We start from the raw sequence: 17,453 nt of genomic DNA on the forward strand, positions 1-17,453 counted from the left end.
AAGCGCCATACAATCCGCACGTCACCCGGAAGCGCGAGTCGTCCCGCGCGGCCGTGACAGGCCGACGGTACCTGCCAATCTCGACAGGTTGTTCCGCCGTACCGCGTGCGCCATGATTTGCGTGCTCATTGCGAGCCTGCCCGCTTGCGTTCCGTGCAATCAAGGTATCGCGCGTTGCGCGTCCGATTCCGACCCGCATCGGCGCAAGCGGCCGCGAATCGGCTTGTTCGCAATGACGACCTTCCGCAGCGCGACGACGAGGCGAACCATGACATCCAGCAGACTCGAGCAAATGCAGGCCAATCTCACGTTGGCCTATGTTCTCAACAACGCAGCAACCGACAGGGCCGGGACGCAAATCAAGCATCCGACTGCGTCGCAGGTCAAAAAAATCATCGTGGATCGCCTGAACGGATCGAAGATGACCCGGAACGATCGGTTCGAAATTGCCTGGGGGCCGGCGATCGTATTGGATCCGAATGGCGAAGCTGCCAATGTCACCGTCGTCGTGCAATTGGCCGGTACCGACGAATATACGGTGGTGACGAGCGGCACCAATTTCGCGTCCCCGCTTGATGTTCTGAGCGATTTTTCCTATGACACCCTCGAGCCGTTCAGCGCGTATGTGCCGAACTGCCCGTCGGACGCACGCATATCGGCGGGTACGAACGGAGCGTTGTACCAGGTACTGAAGACGCCGGATGAAAGTCATCAGACGCTGGTCCAATTCCTGAGCACCGTGCCACCGTCATCGGTAGTTAACGTTGTCGGGCATAGCCTTGGAGGAGCGCTGGCATCCGCGATCGTGTTGTACCTGAAGAATCAGAGCGGCTTGCAGTCTCTGACGTACCACTGCCAGACGTTTGCCGCGCCGACGGCAGGCAACGATGTGTTCGCCGGCTATTTCGACGAGCAGATGCGAGGCAATGCGGTACGCATATTCACGACGCGGGATATCGTGCCGATGGCATGGAATGCGGACAGCCTCCAGGAGGTGAAAAAGGTCTACAGCGACGTTCCTCACCATGACACCCCTGAGAACGTGAAGATTGCGGTCGATCTGCTCAGCGTTGCTACAGCGTCGCTGAAGTACAAGCAATGGGGAACGTCAGATCCATCAGGGCCCGTGGCGACGGCGATGGAGTACCAGCTCGACGCCGACGTCAATAAAGCCATTCTGGATTTCCAGGCGCAGGTTGGCTATCAGCATATCGACGGATACATTGCCTGCCTGGGTATGGCCCGCAGCGACATCGACATCCCCCCGCCGGCACAGGTCAACCCCAAGGTCGGTAAAACGCCCGTGTGAAGCAGTGCGAAGCGAAACCCGTAAGAACATTGGCACGCAGTGTGAAAACCCGCTTCGGCGGGTTTTTTCATGGTCGGTTTCTGCGTGGCCGCAATGGCCGGAGTCGCCGTCGGCGCGTCTACCACAACATTGATGCGCGATGCTTGATGCTTGATGTCGTCGGAGTATAATGGGTGATGTTTGATGCTTAACGGGAGGGTCACATGCGCACTACTATCGACATCGATGACGACGTCCTCGCCTTCGCACGGGAGCGCGCGAAGCCCGGCACGAGTATCGGCAAGGTTATTTCCGAGCTCGCCCGCGCAGCATTGCAGCGCACGACGACCAACCAGGCGAGTCGCAACGGGCTTCCGCTGATGCCGACCTCCGCGACGGCTCGTCCGGTCACGCTCGATGTGGTTAATCAACTTCGCGACGATTCACTTTGATGATCTACCTGCTCGACGTCAACGTTCTCATTGCGTTGTTGGATCCTGCGCATGTTCAGCACGAGCCCGCTCATGCATGGTTTGGCCGGGCAGGTCATTCTGCGTGGTCTACCTGCCCGGTGACCGAGAATGGCGTGCTTCGGATTATCGGCAATCCGAAATACCCGAACACGATGGGATCGCCGGCCTCCGTTGCCTCGCTCGTCGTGCAACTTCGGTCCCACGCCGGGCATAATTTCTGGCCGGACGATGTGACCTTGCTGGACGAAAAGCACGTCGACGCCACTCGCTTGCTGTCGTCCGCGCAACTGACCGATACATACCTGCTCGCACTGGCTCGCGCGCACAAGGGCAAGCTGGCGACCTTCGATCGGCGCCTGGTTGTCGACGCTGTGCCGCACGGTGCCAAGCATCTTGAACTGATTTCCTGACCTCCCACTACAACGAAAACTGCAAGCCGTTCGCCTGGACCGCGTCAGCCAACTTCATCCTCGAAAAGCGATATCGACTGGGTTCGCGAATCGGCGGAACAGGATACTAGCTGGAGCAAAACAGCCAGCCCGTGCGTCGAGCCGCGGCCCATGCGCAGCTGCAATGCGAGCTCCTCCGCTTTCTGTCGGGGCATCGGCAGTAGCAGGGTCCGCGAGCTTCGCGTGAGGGAAGGCCGGTGCCGGCGTGATGAAGGTGCGCGTCGGTGCGAAATGGCGATCTCTCGTCAAGCCTCGCGCGTCGTATCGAACCAGGATCGGCGACGCCAGCTCCATCCGTTCGCGTTAAAGCGACGACGCACCGCCACACATGACGATCTGCTGCCCGGTGAACGCGCTCGCATCCGCGCTCAACAGGAAGCCGGTCAGCGCGCCAACCGCTAGAATTGCGGTTTTAGCCCGGAACACGTCCATGTCTTTTGCCTCGCTCGGTCTGATTGACCCCTTGCTGCGTAATCTGCAGGACCTCAATTACCAGACACCTACGCCGGTGCAGGTCAAGGCGATTCCCGCGGTGCTCGGCGGCAAGGACGTCATGGCTGGCGCGCAGACCGGCACGGGCAAGACGGCGGGTTTCGCGCTGCCGCTGTTGCAGCGGCTCGTGCAGCAGGGGCCGGCCGTGTCGAGCAACCGGGCGCGGGTTCTGGTGCTGGTGCCGACGCGTGAACTGGCCGAGCAGGTGCTGCAAAGCTTTGTCGCTTACGGTAAGGGCCTCGACTTGCGATTTCTGGCCGCCTACGGCGGCGTGAGCATCAACCCGCAGATGATGAAGTTGCGCAAAGGCGTCGACGTGCTGGTTGCCACGCCGGGCCGTCTGCTGGACCTCAACCGCCAGAATGCCGTGCAGTTCGATCAGGTCGAAACGCTGGTGCTGGACGAGGCCGACCGCATGCTCGATCTGGGCTTCGCGCGCGAACTCAATGCGGTCTTTGCCGCGCTGCCCGTTCAGCGCCAGACCCTGCTGTTCTCCGCGACGTTTACGGACGATATCCGCGCGATGGCGGCGAGCATTCTGCGCAGCCCGGTCAATATCAGCGTCAGCCCGCCCAATGTCACGGCCAGCAAGATCAAGCAGTGGGTCGTGACGGTCGACAAGCGGAACAAGCCGGACCTGTTCATGCACCTGGTGGCCGAGAACAACTGGGACCACGCGCTGGTGTTCGTCAAGACCCGCAATGGCGTGGAGTATCTGGCGGCCATGCTGGACGAGGCGGGCTATGCGGTCGACACGATCCACGGCGACAAACCGCAACCCGCGCGGCTGCGTGCGCTCGAACGCTTCAAGACGGGCGAAGTGCAGATGCTGGTCGCCACCGATGTGGCTGCGCGCGGGCTGGATATCGATGACTTGCCGCTCGTGATCAACGTCGATCTGCCGATCGTGGCGCAGGATTATGTGCACCGGATCGGGCGTACCGGGCGCGCGGGCGCCAGTGGCGTGGCGGTGTCGCTCGTGTGTGCGGATGAAGCCCCGCAACTGGCCGCGATCGAGGCGCTGATCGGGCAGACGCTGCGCCGTGAAGAGGAGCCGGGGTTTGAAGCGGAACACCGCGTGCCGGAAACCAGCGCGACGGGGCAGATCGTTAAGAAGCCTAAAAAGCCGAAGAAGCCTAAAGTGCCGCAAAGTGGCGCGGCCGCCATGCCGGTGGCGGGGAAAAAGCCGCGGCCGCAAGGCGGTGACGGCAAGCGTAAGGCTGCGGGGCAGGGTGCCGGGGGCGCGGGCAAGGGCGCAAGCGTGTTGAACGGTAGCCCGTTCAGCGTGCAAAAGCCGCGCGGCAAAGGCAAACCCGCCGGCAAGGCAGTTGCGGGAGCGCGTAAGCCGGCTGGGAAGCCTGCGGGTGGTCGCGGTAAACGCTAACGCTGATCCGCTGGGCGACTGACGCCAGCCCTTGAAAGGACGGGCGATTTGAGGCCCGCAGGCGGGTGGCGCGGCTTTGCCGCACATCAGGTCGGCGGGCAAGGGCGCACTGAATCCAGGATCGCTAACAACCTGGTGGCCGAACGGACGTCGAAATCGTACGTAGCGAGCGTCACGGCGATGTGCCCGCTTTTCACAGGAAGGCCGTCATCCGCTCGGCTCGTCGCGAACGTTCCGGTTGTCCGCTGGCGTTCGCCGCCTGCTATTCCGTCTGCTGGCGGCGGTATTCGTCCTGTTTCATCCGCATGTACTGCTGCCGGTCGATTTCATGTAGCTGCCGCGCATATTGCTCGCTGGAGCTGAACCACGTGCTCAGGCGTTGCTCCAGCTGCTTGTCGGGCGGGCTCAATAGTGCGGCGAGATAGGCATCGATGGCCAGGTAGTAGCGCATGGTGTTGCGCTCCACGAGGCCTCGCACCCCATCGACGTATTCCGCCTGTGCCGCGGACGGACTTGCGACGTTGGTGAAGCCGACCTTGCCGCGGTCAAACGTCGCCAGAAAGCTTTTCATCGCAAGGTGCCCGACCAGGCCGTAGCTGAATGCATAGGTCAGATGCAGGAACGTGCGGTCGCCACCGAGCTGCACCGCTTCCAGGACAATCTGATAATCCCGGGTGTTCAACGGTCCGCTGTCGGCGTGAAGTTTGACCTTGAAGTATCCCGGGGCCCGGGCCGCCGCGTCGTAACGGAAATACAGGCGGTAAGTGGCCTGGAGTTCCGCGGCGGCTTCCCGTTTGCTGATATTCAGGGTCAGCGTGTTGTCGCTATTGGTGCCGGAGGCACGGCAGTACTTGACATTCGGATGCAGGATCAACAGCTCGCACCAGTTCGCCAGGCCGTGCGACCGGTAATCCAGGACGTCGCTGACGGTCGCGAACGGGTAGTCCACTTCGGCATATATTTCGCCCGTGGCCGTGGAGAACGATTCCTGCGAATCAAGATACAGCCGCCGATGAAACGCGTTGCGGTCGAGTTGCGGTTTCAGATTCTGGTATTGGGCGCGCAAGGTGGCGGCGTCGTCGGAGGGTTGAGCCGACAGCCCTACGCACGCCAGGCAACATGCCGCCAGAACGGTCAACGTGCACGCGTTTCTGCGTACCGCCGCGCTGGCTGGGTTTCGGTCACGCTTGCTCATCAACGTGCTCCGGCTGACGACACTCCGATGGGCGGCCCATCGCACCTCTACACCTCGATCGCGGTCGCGGCTTGCCCGCGCGGCGCGCAAGCGGCTATCGACGCCGACCGATTCCTGCTAATACTATGGCGCGCGTCGTGGAGATGGCATTAGGATTTCAGCCGATCACCCGCGGCGCGACCGCCGCGCCATCCGCGTCGCTCGTCCCCGGTGCGACTTCCTCCAGCGCCTGCCGCCCCGTTTCGACCCGCAGCAACCCGATCGCGACACACAGCACGCCGAGTGTCGCGCTGACCATCGCGATCACGCCTGACACGCCGAACGCCTGATAAAGCGCGAGCGCCAGCGCCGGCGTCCCGATCGACGACATCCGCCCGCACATCCCCGCGACCCCCGTGCCACGCAGCCGCACCTCGGTCGGAAACAGCTCCGGAATATAGCCAAACAACCCAAGCGTCGTGATCGTATAGATCGCACTGACGAGACAGAACCCGACCAGAATGATCGCCGTGGTATCGCGCAGCGACACGTACACCCAGCCCAGCGCGATGCTCAGAAGCGAAGCGATCACGATCCCCCTCGCACGGCCGATCCGGTCCGCGATCAGATACCCGATCAACCCGCCGACCGGCGATCCGATCGACATCAGGAACACGAACCCGAGCGACTTGACGACCGACAACCCCTGCGTGACGAAAAACGTCGGCAGCCATGCAATGAAGCCATAGAGTCCGACGTTCACGCCGATCGCGGTCAACGCGGCGACCGCCATACGCCCACGCATCCCCTTCGAAAACAGCACGCCGAGCGGCACCTTCCCGACGTGCAGATCAATGGTGCGCCGCACCGGCGGCAGCGTCCCGACCTGCTTGCTCACCTCCTGCTCGATCGCGGCAAGCGTCGCCTCCGCCTCGTCGAGCCGCCCGACGGATTCGAGCCAGCGCGGCGATTCCGGCATCCGCTTGCGCATGAACCACACGACCAGCGCGCCGATACCGGCCAGCGCGAACATATAGCGCCAGCCGAGATGCGGAATGATCCAGTACCCCGCGGCCAGCGCGGCGAACAGCCCGCTGTTGGTAATGATCGCAAGCAGCGACACCCACTTCCCGCGCGTGTCGGGCGGCACGAACTCGGCGAGCGTCCCGGCCGCGACGACCAGTTCCGCCCCGAGCCCGATCCCCATGATGAACCGCAGCACGATCAACCACTCGATGTCAGGCGCAAAACACGCGGCGATCGACGCGAGCCCGAACACCGCGAGATTGAGCTGATACGAATACCGCCGCCCGAGCCGGTCACCGACATACCCCGCGACGAACGCGCCGATCATCATCCCGACGAACGTCGACGACACGAACATCGCGCCATGCCGCAGATCGGTGAAGCCGTCCTTGACCATCGACGCGACCGAGCCGTTGGCGAGATAGATATCGAACGCGTCGAGGAACGCGCCGCCGGCGATCAGCCCGAGGATCTTCCAGTGGAACCTTGAAACAGGCAGCCGGTCGAGCCGGCCGGCGGCATTGACGGTGTTCGCCATGATGTCTCCAGATGTGTGGCGCTCTCGCGTCTGCTGACCAGACGCGGAGACGCTTCGATAGTGGGATGAGGGGCGCGCCGCGATCAGCGCGGAAAGGCCCGGTCAGACGGCGCCGGATGCATGCAACGTGTGAATCTGTTCATCGGCATAGCCGAGCTCGCGCAATACGGCGTCGGTATGCTGTCCGAGCGCCGGCACGGGATCCATGCGCGGCTCGTCGCTCGGCGCGATGCCGGGCGGCAGCAGCGCGGGGACCTCGCCGGCGGGCGTGTCGACCCGCGTCCAGCGGTGTCGGGCGGCGAGCTGTTCATGTGTCCACACGCGATGCATGTCGTTCATCCGCGCGTTCGCGATGCCGGCCTGCTCGAGCCGGTCGATCACGTCGGCGGCGGTCAGCGTCGAGAACGCGCGGACGATGACGGATACCAGGTCGTCACGATTCGCGACGCGGCGGCTGTTCGACCCGAAGCGCTCGTCGGCCGCGAGCTCGGGCATGCGGAGCACGGTCTCGCAGAAGCGTTTCCATTCGCGCTCGTTCTGCAGGCCCAGCATCACGGTGTGGCCGTCACCGGCCTTGAACGGACCGTACGGAAAGATCGTCGCGTGCGACGCGCCGGCTTGCCGCGGCGGCGGCTGGCCGTCGATCGCGTAGTAGAGCGGATAGCTCATCCACTCGACCATGCTTTCGAGCATCGACACGTCGATGTGCCGGCCGCATCCGGTGCGGCCGCGCTCGATCAGCGCGGCGAGGATGTTCGTATACGCATACATGCCCGCCGCGATATCGGCGATCGAGCAGCCGGCCTTGGCCGGCTCGCCGTCGGAACCGGTAATGCTCAGGAATCCGGATTCACTCTGGATCAGCAGGTCGTACGCCTTCTTGTCGCGAAACGGCCCGTCGAGCCCATAGCCGGAGATGTCGCAGACGATCAGCCGCGGATAGCGCTCGCGCAGCGTGTGATAGTCGAGCCCCAGGCGCTGCGTCGCGCCGGGGGCGAGGTTCTGCACGAACACGTCGGCATCCGCGAACAGCTTGTGCACGACGTCGAGCGCGGCGGGCTGCTTGACGTCGAGCGTGATGCTTTCCTTCGAGCGGTTGGTCCACACGAAGTGCGACGCGAGGCCCGACACGCGTTCGTCGTAGCCGCGCGCGAAATCGCCGACGCCCGGCCGTTCGACCTTGATCACGCGCGCGCCGAGATCCGCGAGCTGACGCGTGCAGAACGGCGCGGCGATCGCATGCTCGAACGTGACGACCTTGATTCCTTCCAGTGGACGCATGCTCGTCACTCCCGTCAAAACGACCGCGGCAGGCCGAGGATGTGCTCCGCGACATACGACAGGATCAGGTTCGTCGAGATCGGCGCGACCTGGTACAGGCGCGTTTCGCGGAACTTGCGCTCGACGTCGTATTCGCACGCGAAGCCGAAGCCGCCATGGAACTGCAGGCACGCGTTCGCGGCTTCCCACGACGCGTCGGCCGCGAGCAGCTTCGCCATGTTCGCCTGCGCGCCGCACGGTTCGTGCGCGTCGAACCGGCGCGCGGCCTCGAAGCGCATCAGGCTCGCGGCCTCGACGTTGATGAACGCGCGGGCGATCGGAAACTGCACGCCCTGGTTCTGGCCGATCGGGCGGCCGAACACGACGCGATCCTTCACGTACTGCGACACCTTGTCGACGAACCAGTAGCCGTCGCCGATGCATTCGGCGGCGATCAGCGCGCGCTCGGCATTGAGCCCGTCGAGGATGTACCTGAAGCCCTGGCCTTCGTCGCCGATCAGGTTCTCGACGGGGATGTCGAGGTTGTCGAAGAACAGCTCGTTCGTCTCGTGGTTGACCATGTTCGGAATCGGGCGCACGGTCATCCCGTTGCCGATCGCGTGATGCAGATCGACGATGAAGATCGACATCCCCTCCGATTTCTTCTGCACGTCCGACAGCGGCGTCGTGCGCGCGAGCAGGATCATCAGGTCGGAGTGCTGCACGCGCGAGATCCACACCTTCTGGCCGTTGATCACGTAGCGGTCGCCCTTGCGCACGGCGGTCGTCTTGATCCTGGTGGTGTCGGTGCCGGTGGTCGGCTCGGTCACGCCCATCGACTGCAGGCGCAGCTCGCCGCTCGCGATCTTCGGCAGATAGCGCTGCTTCTGTTCGGCCGAACCGTGGCGCAGCAGCGTGCCCATGTTGTACATCTGGCCGTGGCACGCGCCGGAGTTGCCGCCCGCGCGGTTGATTTCCTCCATGATCACCGACGCCTCGGTCAGGCCGAGGCCGGAGCCGCCGTATTCCTGCGGAATCAGCGCGGCGAGCCAGCCGGCTTTCGTCAGCGCATCGACGAACGCTTCGGGATAGCCGCGCGCTTCGTCGATCTTGCGGAAATATTCAGCGGGAAACTCGCCGCACAGGTCGCGAACGGCTTCGCGAATGTCTTGGTACGCATCGGTAGGGTTCATGGGTCGTATCGGGGAAAGCGTCGGAATGGGTCAGGCGAGGGTCGCGCTCGCGGACATGGTCAGCCAGCCGTCGTGGTCGTTCGCCCACAGCTCGACGGTCTTGCCATCGTCGGCGAGGCGGCCGCACACGCTGAAGGGGTGGCCGAGAAAGGTCGGCCGCACCGCGCGATACGCGTATTCGCCGATCGTCGCGCCGGGCAGCGAGCGCGTGACGAGGTCGAGCAGCAGCGTCGAGATCAGCGGGCCGTGCACGACGAGATCCGGATAGCCTTCGACGTCGCGCACGTAGGTGCGGTCGTAATGAATGCGATGGCCGTTGAAGGTCAGCGCGGAATAGCGGAACAGCATCACTTCGTCCGGCGTGATGTCGCGCCGCCATTGCGCAAGGTCGGGCGCGGCCTTCGGCGGGGGGGCGGCGGCGCCGGGCGCGGGCGCGCCGCGATAGACGATGTCGTGTTCCTCGCGGATCGCGACTTCGCCCGCGGATTCGATCACGTGCTCGACGGTCACGAAGCCGAGCGTGCCGCTGCGGCCTTCCTTGCGCTCGATCGACAGTACACGCGAGGTGCGCGTCGCGATCGCGCCGATCGGCAGCGGGAGTTCGAACGTCAGCCGGCCGCCGGCCCACATGCGGCGCGGCAGCCCGAGGTCCGGCAGGAAGCCGCCCTTGCGCGGATGGCCGTCGGGGCCGAGCTCGGCCTGCTGCGCGATCGACCAGAAATACAGCCAGTGCCACGCGGGCGGCAACGCATCGCCGGCGGCGGGAACGATCGGGTGGTCGAGCGTGGCCGCGAGTGCGACCGCACGTTCGGCGCTGATCAGGTCGGTCGCGACCTGCTGGACATCGTCACTGGCATTCGACCGGGGAGCCTTCACTGTCACCTCCATCGCCGGGCGGCCGGCGCTTCTGACTTGGCATGAAGTGACTGTAGGTGAAGCGCGGGCGCGGCGGAAATACCGTTTGGATGTGCCGGTCATAGGGGTATCCTATGACTTTCACGTCGACCGAACCGCCATGGACATCCGCCAGCTCCGCTACTTCGTCAGCATCGTGGAATACGGGAGCCTCGGGAAAGCGGCCGAAAAACTCTTCGTCGCGCAGCCGTCGCTGAGCCAGCAGATCGCGAAGCTCGAAGGCGACCTCGGCGTCGCGCTGCTGGTGCGCAGCCCGCAGGGCGTGAAGCCGACGGCGGCCGGGCAGGCGCTGTACCGCCATGCGCGGCTCGTGCTGCGGCAGATGGAGCAACTGCGCCAGGAAGTGCGGGAAGGCGCGGGCAGCGAGTCGGGCACGGTCGCGGTGGGGTTTCCTACCACCATGACGTCGATCCTCGCGGTGCCGCTGTTCGAACGGATCCGCGCGCGTTATCCGGGCATCCGGCTGCAGTACATCGAGACCATGAGCGGCTTCATCAACGAGCTGCTGGCGAACGGGCGGCTCGACCTCGCGATCCTGTTCCGCGAGTCGAACACCACCGGCATTACCGCGATGCCGCTGTTCGACGAGGTGCTGTATCTGCTCGGCGAGCCGGGCGGCGCGGTGCCGTCGCGCGCGCGAACCTGTCCCCTCGCGTCGCTCGCCGGCGTGCCGCTCGTCGCGCCGGGCGTGGAGAACGGGCTGCGCCTGTTGCTCGAGCGCACGTTCGCGCGCGAAGAGGTGCCGCTGAACATCGTCGCGGATATCGATTCGCTGCCGACGATGATATCGCTCGCGCACGCGGGCCTCGCGTGCACGATCCTGCCCGCGTCCGCGCTGGCGTCGCGCGAGCCGTCCAGCCGGCCGAAGATGCGCCGGATCGTCGAACCGGAGATTCGCCGGCCCGCGAGCCTGTGCTGGTCGAACACGTCCCCCGTCAATTCCGCCGCGCTGGCCGTGCGGCACGCGATCGTCGAGCTGATCGGCGAACTGGCCGCAAGCGGCGCGTGGACGGGCATCACGCTGCGCGCGAGCGATGCCACGCCGTCGTGACGGGTGGGGTGCGCGGGCTTGGTTCGCGGGCGCATGCGCAACTTGTCCGCTCGGCGTTCGCGGATCGATGCCAGCGTGTTGTCGGCCAGGCACCGTTGAGCTATCTGACGACCTGGCGTCTGGATCGGGCGGCGGAGCTGTCGCGCTACAGCCGCGCGCCGGTAGCCGATATCGCGAACCGCGACGGCTAACCTTCCGAGGCGGCGTTCAGCCGCGCGTTTCGCGGACGGTACGAGATGTCGCCGATGCAGTGGCGGCGAGCCAATACCGACCAGGTCCGCGTGATGCTTGCGATGGACGGCGCCGATGTACGGTGAGACACCCGCGCCATGGTCGCGTCCATCACGCCAGCGGCGCGACCGACGCGCCCGTGATCCCGTGGCGCTTCAACGCATCCGCGACGAAGCCCGACGCCTTCATCTCCTCGACGAACGCGCGGAGCAACGCAGCGGCCGCCTCGCCGCGGCTCTTCGGTACGCCCATTGCCTGGCGGATCACCATGAAGCGCTCGTCGAGCAGGCGCAGGCCTGGCGTCTTCGCCGCATCGGCTTCGAGTTGCTGCTTCACGCCCGCCGCGACTTCGAGCTGCTGTTCGACGAAGGTCGGCACGACGTCCCGCGACGTCGGCGCGCGCACGATCTGCGCGGCTTTCAGCTCGCGCGTGAGGAACAGGTCGTACGCGCTGCCGTTGCCGACCGCCACGCGGTTGTGCGGCTGGTCGACGTCCGCATTGCCGCGGATCGGCGAATCGTCGCGCACGAGATAGAAGCCTTCGATCAGCACGTAGGGCGCGGTGAACGCGACCGTTTCTCCGCGCAGCGGATCGACCGCGAAGAAGCCGAAATCGGCGCGCTCGTCGGTCAGTGCCTGCACCGACTTGCCGGCGGTGTCGAACACCACGAGTTCGAGCTCGGCCGACAGCCGCTCGGCGAACGCGCGCGCGAGGTCGATCGATACGCCGAATGGCTCGCCGGTTGCCGCGTCGCGATTCGCGAGGATCGGGTTGCCGAGATTGATCGACGCGCGCAGCTTGCCGGTCGGCGTGAACGCGGAGAGGACGGAAGGGTCGACGGTCATGAAAGCCTCGCGGGAATCGGATGCGCCGGTCGCACGGGCGCTCGGGGTTCGAGAATGGCACCGATGCGCGAGCGCGCATCGAGCGTATGCAGCAGGTGTGCGATTACTTGACCGCCACTTCCGTGTGCACGACGTGCGGCGGGCTCTTGAAGAACGGCCCGGCCAACTGCCGCCACGCCTGGAAGTCGTCCGATTGCCGGAAATGCACCATGTGATCGTCCACGGTGTCCCACTTGACGACGAGCAGGTAGCCGCCGCTGCGCTCGATCACGCGGTGCAGCTCGGCGCCGCCGCAGCCGCGCGCACGCGCGAACAGCGGGAGTGCCTGGCGAACCGCCGCTTCGAATGGCTCGGCCCGCGACGGGTCGATTTCGAGCGATGCCATTTCCAGAATCATGAATGCTCCATACGGGTTGAAAGATGCGAACTGATCGGATGCGACGCGCGCCGCGCACCGCGCATCCGGCAACGATACCGGAAGTCGGCATCGCGAGGGCTGGATGCGGTTTTGGCGAACGAGCCGCCCTGGCACGGGCGATCCCTCCGTGCACGGGATCAGCGTTTTCCCCGATGTGGAAGCGGCCGCACAGGCCGATGTCACAGAGGTAGTGAAGACAATTGATCCGAGGCCAATTATGACGACATCCGCGATGAACGGAGCGAACGATGCACTACCCGAAACGATCGCCGAAGCCGCATCCGGCGACACCGCCGCCGCTGCGTCGATCCTGCTGGTCGACGATGAACCGAGCGTGCTGTCCGCGCTCAAGCGCGTGTTGCGGCCCGCGCGCTACGGCGTCCTGACGGCCGACAGCGGCGAAGCGGCGCTCGAGATCCTCGCGTCGACCGAAGTCGACCTGATCGTGTCCGACATGCGCATGCCGAACATGAGCGGCGCGGCGTTTCTGTCGCGCGCCCGCTCGTTGTACCCGGACACGATGCGTATCCTGCTGACCGGCTATTCCGACATCGCGTCGATCGTGGAGGCCGTCAACGAAGGCGGCGTGTACCGCTATCTGAACAAGCCGTGGGACGACCACGATCTGCTGATGACGCTCGAGCAGGCGCTCGAGCAGCGGCGCTTGCGGGCCGAAGCCGCGCGGCTGGCCGCACTGACCGAAGCGCAGAACGAAACGCTGCGCCGCTTCAATACGGAACTCGAAACGCAGGTGCGCGCGCGCACCGAGGAGCTCGCGCAAACCGTGATGTTTCTCGAAGCGGCGCAGGCCGACCTGAAAAGCAGTTTCACCGCGATGGTCCAGGTGTGCGCGAGCATGATCGAACTGCGCTGCGGGACCGCCGGCGGGCATGCGATGCGCGTCGGCGAGATCGCGCGGCATCTCGCGCTGTCGGCCGGGATGAGCAACCTGCACGCGCAGGACGTCTATTTCGCGGGACTGCTGCATGGGATCGGCAAGCTGTCGCTGCCCGACGAACTGCTGCATAAGCCGCTCGTGAAGATGACGACGGACGAACACAGCCTGTTCCAGCAGCATCCGCTGCGCGCGCAGATGGTGCTCACGCCGGTCGCGCAATTGCACAAGGTCGCGTCGATCGTGCTGCACCAGTACGAGCGATACAACGGGCGCGGCACACCGGACGGCCTGACGGGCGACGCGATTCCGCTCGGTTCGCGGATCGTCGCGATCGCGCGCGACTTCGAAGGGCTGCGCAACGGCGAGATCGGTGCGCCGCACTCGGTCGAGCAGGCGATCGACGTGCTGCACTCGCAGGCCGGCGTGCGTTACGACCCGCTGCTCGTCGCGCGCTTCATCGAACTAATGCGGCATCCGGCGAGCCTCGGCATCGCGACGTCCGTCGCGGAGATCCCGTCCGCGCAGCTGCGCGAAGGGATGCAGCTCGCCGACGATCTGCGCACGCATCGCGGCGTGCTGCTGATGACGAAGGGCAGCGTGATGTCGACGCACCAGATCGAGCTCGTGCGTCGCTTCGAGGCTCGCGAAGGGACACCGTTCGACATTCTCGTGTTGACGGGCACCGCCGCGTCGAAGCAGGCGCCGGCCGACGCCGCGCCGCCGGCCTGACGTCGCGCACCGCACGGCCGCGGCGCACGATTACCCGTGCGCCGCGGCAACGCGTTCCTCTCGACCGGGGTTCGATCATGTATGGCACCTACAATCCGCTGCTTGTCCTGCTGTCGCTCGTCATCGCGACGCTGGCCTCCTATACGGCGCTCGACCTCGCCGCATTCATTTCGCTGCTCGACAACCCGAAGCTCAAGCGCGCATGGCTTGGCGGCGGCGCGGCCGCGATGGGCACCGGCATCTGGTCGATGCATTTCGTCGGCATGCTGGCGCTGTCGCTGCCGATCCCGCTCGGCTACGCGCTGCCGGATACCGGCGCGTCGCTGGCCATCGCGGTGCTCGTGTCGTATTTCGCGCTGAACGTCGTCACGCGTGCGCGGTTGAGCCGCCGGCGCCTGCTCGCGGGCGGCGCGCTGATGGGCGCCGGGATCGTCGGGATGCATTACACGGGGATGGCCGCGATGCGCATGGCGCCCGGCATTCGCTACGATCCCGTGCTGTTCGCGGCGTCGATCGGCGTCGCGGTGATCGCGTCGACGGCCGCGCTATGGATGGCGCAGGCGCTGCGCGTACAACAGGCGCGCCATGCGACCGCGCTGCGCATCGGTGCGGCGCTGATCATGGGCATCGCCATCACGGGCATGCACTACACGGCGATGGCGGCCGCGCATTTCGCGCCGGATGCGCGATGCGGCGCGGCGAACGGGATCGATGGGCCGTGGCTTGCGACGACGATCGCGCTGTTCACGATGGCGACGCTGATCGTCACGCTGCTGGTGTGCCGTTTCGATGCGCGTACAACGTTTCTGCGCGGGATGACGGATACGCTCGAGCGACTGGTGCGCGTGCGGACCGCGGAACTCGAAACGGCGTTGCGACGCTACGAGCAGACGACGGCGATGCTGCAGCGCACCCGCGAAAACATGGCGACCGAGATCGACGAGCGCAAGGCGGCGCAGATCCGGCTCGAGCAGGAGAAGGACGAACAGCGGCGCCTGCTGCGGGCGCTCGAGGAAACGCACGTGCAGTTGCTGCAGTCGGAAAAACTCGCATCGATCGGCCAGCTCGCGGCCGGCGTCGCGCACGAGATCAACAATCCGGTCGGCTTCATCAGCGCGAACCTCAACACGCTGAAGACATGGGTGCGAAGCCTGCTCGACGTGATCGCCGCGCACGAGGCCGCGCTGCCGCAGCTGGACCCCGCCCAACGCGACGCGCTGGCCGCGATGGGGCGTGCCGCCGATCTGGACTACGTGCGCGACGAGATCGTGACGCTGATCGACGAGTCGATCGACGGCGCGCTGCGGGTGCGGCGCATCGTGCAGGACCTGCGTGATTTCTCGCGGCCGGGCAGCGGCGAATGGTGCGTGGCCGACATCCACGCGGGCCTCGAAAGCACGCTCAACGTCGTCCACAACGAACTCAAGTACAAGGCCGACGTCGTGCGCGAGTACGGCGACGTGCCGCCCGTCGAATGCCTTCCGTCGCAATTGAACCAGGTATTCATGAACCTGCTCGTCAACGCGGCGCATGCGATTGCCGAGCGCGGCGTGATCACGATCCGTACGTCGAGCGACGACGAACAGGTGTCGATCGCGATCAGCGACACCGGCGCCGGCATGACGCCCGACATCGTTCGGCGGATCTTCGATCCATTCTTCACGACGAAGCCGGTCGGGCAGGGCACGGGGCTCGGCTTGTCGGTGTCACACGGCATCGTCGAGCGCCACCGCGGCGCAATCGACGTGACGAGCGAGCCGGGGCGCGGCACCACCTTCCGCATTCGACTGCCGATCCGGCGCGCCGGCGCGAGCGCGGACGCGAGCATGAGCGCGAGCGAGACGGCGGCAGTCGGGCAGCGTGCGTGAGCGCGAGGCGGCCAGCGTCGCCGCTATCGCTTGCGCCGCCGCCTTCGAAAGAAATTCCAGAACATCGCGGTGGCGTCCGGCCCTGTCGCGGAGTGGAACGCTTCGCGCGGATCGCCGCCGCTCCACGCGTGCGCCAGCCGGCGAACGATGCAGACCCGGACGATCAGCCGCCCGCCGCGCAGATAGTCCGTGTAATCCGCATCGTCATGCGCGTAGGTCTGCCGCTCGCCGACGCGCAGCTCACCCTGTTCGTCGACGAGCCGGTTGATCCGCGCGAACGCGACGCCGAGCTGCAGCGCGTTTTGCTCGGCGACGACCGTATCGAGGCCGCCATGCATGACGAGCGCGGGCATGCCCGGATAAGCGCGCACGTCGACGCATGCGTCGACCACGCGTATCGGGTCGTCGCGCAGGCCGCGGCGCATCAGGCTCATCGCGGCCATCGTCGACAACGGCGGCGCGATGGCCGGACCGGAATGCAGGCCGACGGCCGCGAACCGATCGGGATACGCGATCGCCAGCTGCGCGGCCAGCCCGGCGCCGGCCGACATGCCGGCCAGATAGATCCGGTCGCGATCGAATCCGCGCTCCCGCACGATCGCGTCGATCAGCGATACGACCGCCGGGAGCTCCGACTCCGACGCATCGCCATGCCAGTTCCAGCAGCGATGCGCGTGGGCGGTATTCGCCTGTTCGGGGAACAGCACGGCAAACCCGGCACGCTCCGCGACGCGGCACATGCGCGTGCCCGCGGCGAACGACTCGGCCGTCTGCTTGCAGCCGTGCAGCATGACGACGATCGGCATGCCGGCGGTCGTCACCGGTGCGGCGGGCAGGTACAGCGCGTAGGCGAGATGGTTGACGAGGCGGCCGGCGGTCGGGCGCGCGGAATGAAACGAACGCAGCCACGTGCCCGGTGCGTGGCGCGGCGACGGGTGGGCGGCCGGCGCCGGCGCGCGGGTGCGGCGCGGGGTCCGTACCGTGGCGGGGCGCTTGACCGACGCCGCCGGTTTGGCTGTCTTCCGTTTCGGTCGCGGGCTCGGCGCGGCGGAAAACAGGTCGAAAGCCCGTAGCCAGAGGCTGGTTTTTTTCCTGGGCATGGACGAATCTCGTGCCGGCGGCTTGCGCAACAGCATGCGGCGCAGCCGGCCGTCGGGTGGAAGTCGAATGCGGGCAGAGCACGATTCGTGCGTGCGGGAAGCGGCCGCGTCGAAGCGGTC

General features: G+C 65.9%; 16 protein-coding genes and 1 pseudogene. 8 read left to right on the forward strand and 9 right to left on the reverse strand.

Annotated elements, in window-relative coordinates; genetic code table 11:
• Positions 1–268: 268 nt before the first annotated feature.
• From SB786_RS20745 to SB786_RS20760, 4 genes and pseudogenes are all read left to right on the forward strand, one after another.
• Complete coding sequence (locus SB786_RS20745) at positions 269–1,309, forward strand: lipase family protein (RefSeq protein WP_410729109.1); 1,041 nt, start codon at positions 269–271, stop codon at positions 1,307–1,309.
• 203 nt (positions 1,310–1,512) lie between these two features.
• Positions 1,513–1,740, forward strand: a complete 228-nt coding sequence (locus SB786_RS20750; RefSeq protein WP_410729110.1) for a CopG family transcriptional regulator — start codon at positions 1,513–1,515, stop codon at positions 1,738–1,740.
• The gene (locus SB786_RS20755) at positions 1,740–2,171 is read left to right on the forward strand and encodes a TA system VapC family ribonuclease toxin (RefSeq protein WP_410729111.1); all 432 of its coding nucleotides are present in this window, start codon (positions 1,740–1,742) and stop codon (positions 2,169–2,171) included. The genes SB786_RS20750 and SB786_RS20755 overlap by 1 nt, the downstream gene beginning before the upstream one ends.
• A pseudogene (locus SB786_RS20760) lies at positions 2,162–2,281 on the forward strand (IS630 family transposase); the annotation flags it as partial. The gene SB786_RS20755 and the pseudogene SB786_RS20760, both read left to right, overlap by 10 nt.
• 232 nt (positions 2,282–2,513) lie before the next feature.
• Here the strand turns inward: SB786_RS20760 and SB786_RS20765 are convergent.
• Positions 2,514–2,642 carry a hypothetical protein gene (locus tag SB786_RS20765; protein ID WP_410729112.1) on the reverse strand — a complete coding sequence of 43 codons (129 nt, stop codon included), beginning with the start codon at positions 2,640–2,642 and terminating at the stop codon, positions 2,514–2,516.
• Between SB786_RS20765 and SB786_RS20770 the strand changes: the two genes are divergently transcribed.
• Positions 2,641–4,086 carry a DEAD/DEAH box helicase gene (locus SB786_RS20770; protein WP_410729113.1) on the forward strand — a complete coding sequence of 482 codons (1,446 nt, stop codon included), beginning with the start codon at positions 2,641–2,643 and terminating at the stop codon, positions 4,084–4,086. The genes SB786_RS20765 and SB786_RS20770 overlap by 2 nt on opposite strands.
• A 262-nt stretch (positions 4,087–4,348) precedes the next feature.
• Here SB786_RS20770 and SB786_RS20775 read toward each other — a convergent pair whose 3' ends face one another.
• From SB786_RS20775 to SB786_RS20795, 5 genes are all read right to left on the reverse strand, one after another.
• Positions 4,349–5,281, reverse strand: a complete 933-nt coding sequence (locus tag SB786_RS20775) for a hypothetical protein (RefSeq protein ID WP_410729114.1) — start codon at positions 5,279–5,281, stop codon at positions 4,349–4,351.
• A 157-nt stretch (positions 5,282–5,438) separates the two neighbouring features.
• A complete protein-coding gene (locus SB786_RS20780) occupies positions 5,439–6,824 on the reverse strand; it encodes an MFS transporter (protein ID WP_410729115.1) in 1,386 nt (461 codons plus the stop codon).
• Positions 6,825–6,926: 102 nt separating this feature from the next.
• Positions 6,927–8,105, reverse strand: a complete 1,179-nt coding sequence (locus SB786_RS20785) for a CaiB/BaiF CoA transferase family protein (protein WP_410729116.1) — start codon at positions 8,103–8,105, stop codon at positions 6,927–6,929.
• A 14-nt stretch (positions 8,106–8,119) separates the two neighbouring features.
• Positions 8,120–9,277 carry an acyl-CoA dehydrogenase family protein gene (locus tag SB786_RS20790; RefSeq protein WP_410729117.1) on the reverse strand — a complete coding sequence of 386 codons (1,158 nt, stop codon included), beginning with the start codon at positions 9,275–9,277 and terminating at the stop codon, positions 8,120–8,122.
• Positions 9,278–9,307: 30 nt separating this feature from the next.
• The gene (locus tag SB786_RS20795; RefSeq protein ID WP_410729118.1) at positions 9,308–10,165 is read right to left on the reverse strand and encodes a MaoC family dehydratase N-terminal domain-containing protein; all 858 of its coding nucleotides are present in this window, start codon (positions 10,163–10,165) and stop codon (positions 9,308–9,310) included.
• A gap of 127 nt (positions 10,166–10,292) precedes the next feature.
• On the opposite strand from SB786_RS20795, the gene SB786_RS20800 reads away from it, so the two are divergent.
• Positions 10,293–11,243, forward strand: coding sequence for a LysR substrate-binding domain-containing protein (locus SB786_RS20800; RefSeq protein WP_410729119.1), 951 nt, complete (start codon positions 10,293–10,295; stop codon positions 11,241–11,243).
• A 342-nt stretch (positions 11,244–11,585) separates the two neighbouring features.
• Here the strand turns inward: SB786_RS20800 and SB786_RS20805 are convergent, their stop codons facing one another.
• Together SB786_RS20805 and SB786_RS20810 are read right to left on the reverse strand one after the other, a co-directional pair.
• A complete protein-coding gene (locus SB786_RS20805; protein WP_410729120.1) occupies positions 11,586–12,320 on the reverse strand; it encodes an ABC transporter substrate-binding protein in 735 nt (244 codons plus the stop codon).
• 103 nt (positions 12,321–12,423) lie between these two features.
• The gene (locus SB786_RS20810) at positions 12,424–12,717 is read right to left on the reverse strand and encodes an antibiotic biosynthesis monooxygenase family protein (RefSeq protein WP_410729121.1); all 294 of its coding nucleotides are present in this window, start codon (positions 12,715–12,717) and stop codon (positions 12,424–12,426) included.
• Between the two features lie 238 nt (positions 12,718–12,955).
• Here SB786_RS20810 and SB786_RS20815 point away from each other — a divergent pair, with 238 nt between their 5' ends.
• Positions 12,956–14,365, forward strand: coding sequence for an HD domain-containing phosphohydrolase (locus SB786_RS20815; RefSeq protein WP_410729122.1), 1,410 nt, complete (start codon positions 12,956–12,958; stop codon positions 14,363–14,365).
• Between the two features lie 77 nt (positions 14,366–14,442).
• Positions 14,443–16,233, forward strand: a complete 1,791-nt coding sequence (locus SB786_RS20820) for a histidine kinase (RefSeq protein WP_410729123.1) — start codon at positions 14,443–14,445, stop codon at positions 16,231–16,233.
• 23 nt (positions 16,234–16,256) lie between these two features.
• On the opposite strand, the gene SB786_RS20825 is transcribed toward SB786_RS20820, so the two are convergent.
• Positions 16,257–17,333 carry an alpha/beta fold hydrolase gene (locus SB786_RS20825; protein WP_410729124.1) on the reverse strand — a complete coding sequence of 359 codons (1,077 nt, stop codon included), beginning with the start codon at positions 17,331–17,333 and terminating at the stop codon, positions 16,257–16,259.
• Positions 17,334–17,453 lie beyond the last annotated feature (120 nt).

The sequence above is a fragment of the Burkholderia sp. SIMBA_062 genome, from assembly GCF_046534765.1.
GTDB classification, from domain to species: domain Bacteria; phylum Pseudomonadota; class Gammaproteobacteria; order Burkholderiales; family Burkholderiaceae; genus Burkholderia; species Burkholderia ambifaria.

Bases quoted from the DNA above. Each gene is read 5' to 3' on its own strand.
- SB786_RS20745 (WP_410729109.1), top strand. From the start codon at position 269: ATGACATCCAGCAGACTCGAGCAAATGCAGGCCAATCTCACGTTGGCC.
- SB786_RS20750 (WP_410729110.1), top strand. From the start codon at position 1,513: ATGCGCACTACTATCGACATCGATGACGACGTCCTCGCCTTCGCACGG.
- SB786_RS20755 (WP_410729111.1), top strand. From the start codon at position 1,740: ATGATCTACCTGCTCGACGTCAACGTTCTCATTGCGTTGTTGGATCCT.
- SB786_RS20770 (WP_410729113.1), top strand. From the start codon at position 2,641: ATGTCTTTTGCCTCGCTCGGTCTGATTGACCCCTTGCTGCGTAATCTG.
- SB786_RS20765 (WP_410729112.1), bottom strand. From the start codon at position 2,642: ATGGACGTGTTCCGGGCTAAAACCGCAATTCTAGCGGTTGGCGCGCTG.
- SB786_RS20775 (WP_410729114.1), bottom strand. From the start codon at position 5,281: ATGAGCAAGCGTGACCGAAACCCAGCCAGCGCGGCGGTACGCAGAAAC.
- SB786_RS20780 (WP_410729115.1), bottom strand. From the start codon at position 6,824: ATGGCGAACACCGTCAATGCCGCCGGCCGGCTCGACCGGCTGCCTGTT.
- SB786_RS20785 (WP_410729116.1), bottom strand. From the start codon at position 8,105: ATGCGTCCACTGGAAGGAATCAAGGTCGTCACGTTCGAGCATGCGATC.
- SB786_RS20790 (WP_410729117.1), bottom strand. From the start codon at position 9,277: ATGAACCCTACCGATGCGTACCAAGACATTCGCGAAGCCGTTCGCGAC.
- SB786_RS20795 (WP_410729118.1), bottom strand. From the start codon at position 10,165: ATGGAGGTGACAGTGAAGGCTCCCCGGTCGAATGCCAGTGACGATGTC.
- SB786_RS20800 (WP_410729119.1), top strand. From the start codon at position 10,293: ATGGACATCCGCCAGCTCCGCTACTTCGTCAGCATCGTGGAATACGGG.
- SB786_RS20805 (WP_410729120.1), bottom strand. From the start codon at position 12,320: ATGACCGTCGACCCTTCCGTCCTCTCCGCGTTCACGCCGACCGGCAAG.
- SB786_RS20810 (WP_410729121.1), bottom strand. From the start codon at position 12,717: ATGATTCTGGAAATGGCATCGCTCGAAATCGACCCGTCGCGGGCCGAG.
- SB786_RS20815 (WP_410729122.1), top strand. From the start codon at position 12,956: ATGACGACATCCGCGATGAACGGAGCGAACGATGCACTACCCGAAACG.
- SB786_RS20820 (WP_410729123.1), top strand. From the start codon at position 14,443: ATGTATGGCACCTACAATCCGCTGCTTGTCCTGCTGTCGCTCGTCATC.
- SB786_RS20825 (WP_410729124.1), bottom strand. From the start codon at position 17,333: ATGCCCAGGAAAAAAACCAGCCTCTGGCTACGGGCTTTCGACCTGTTT.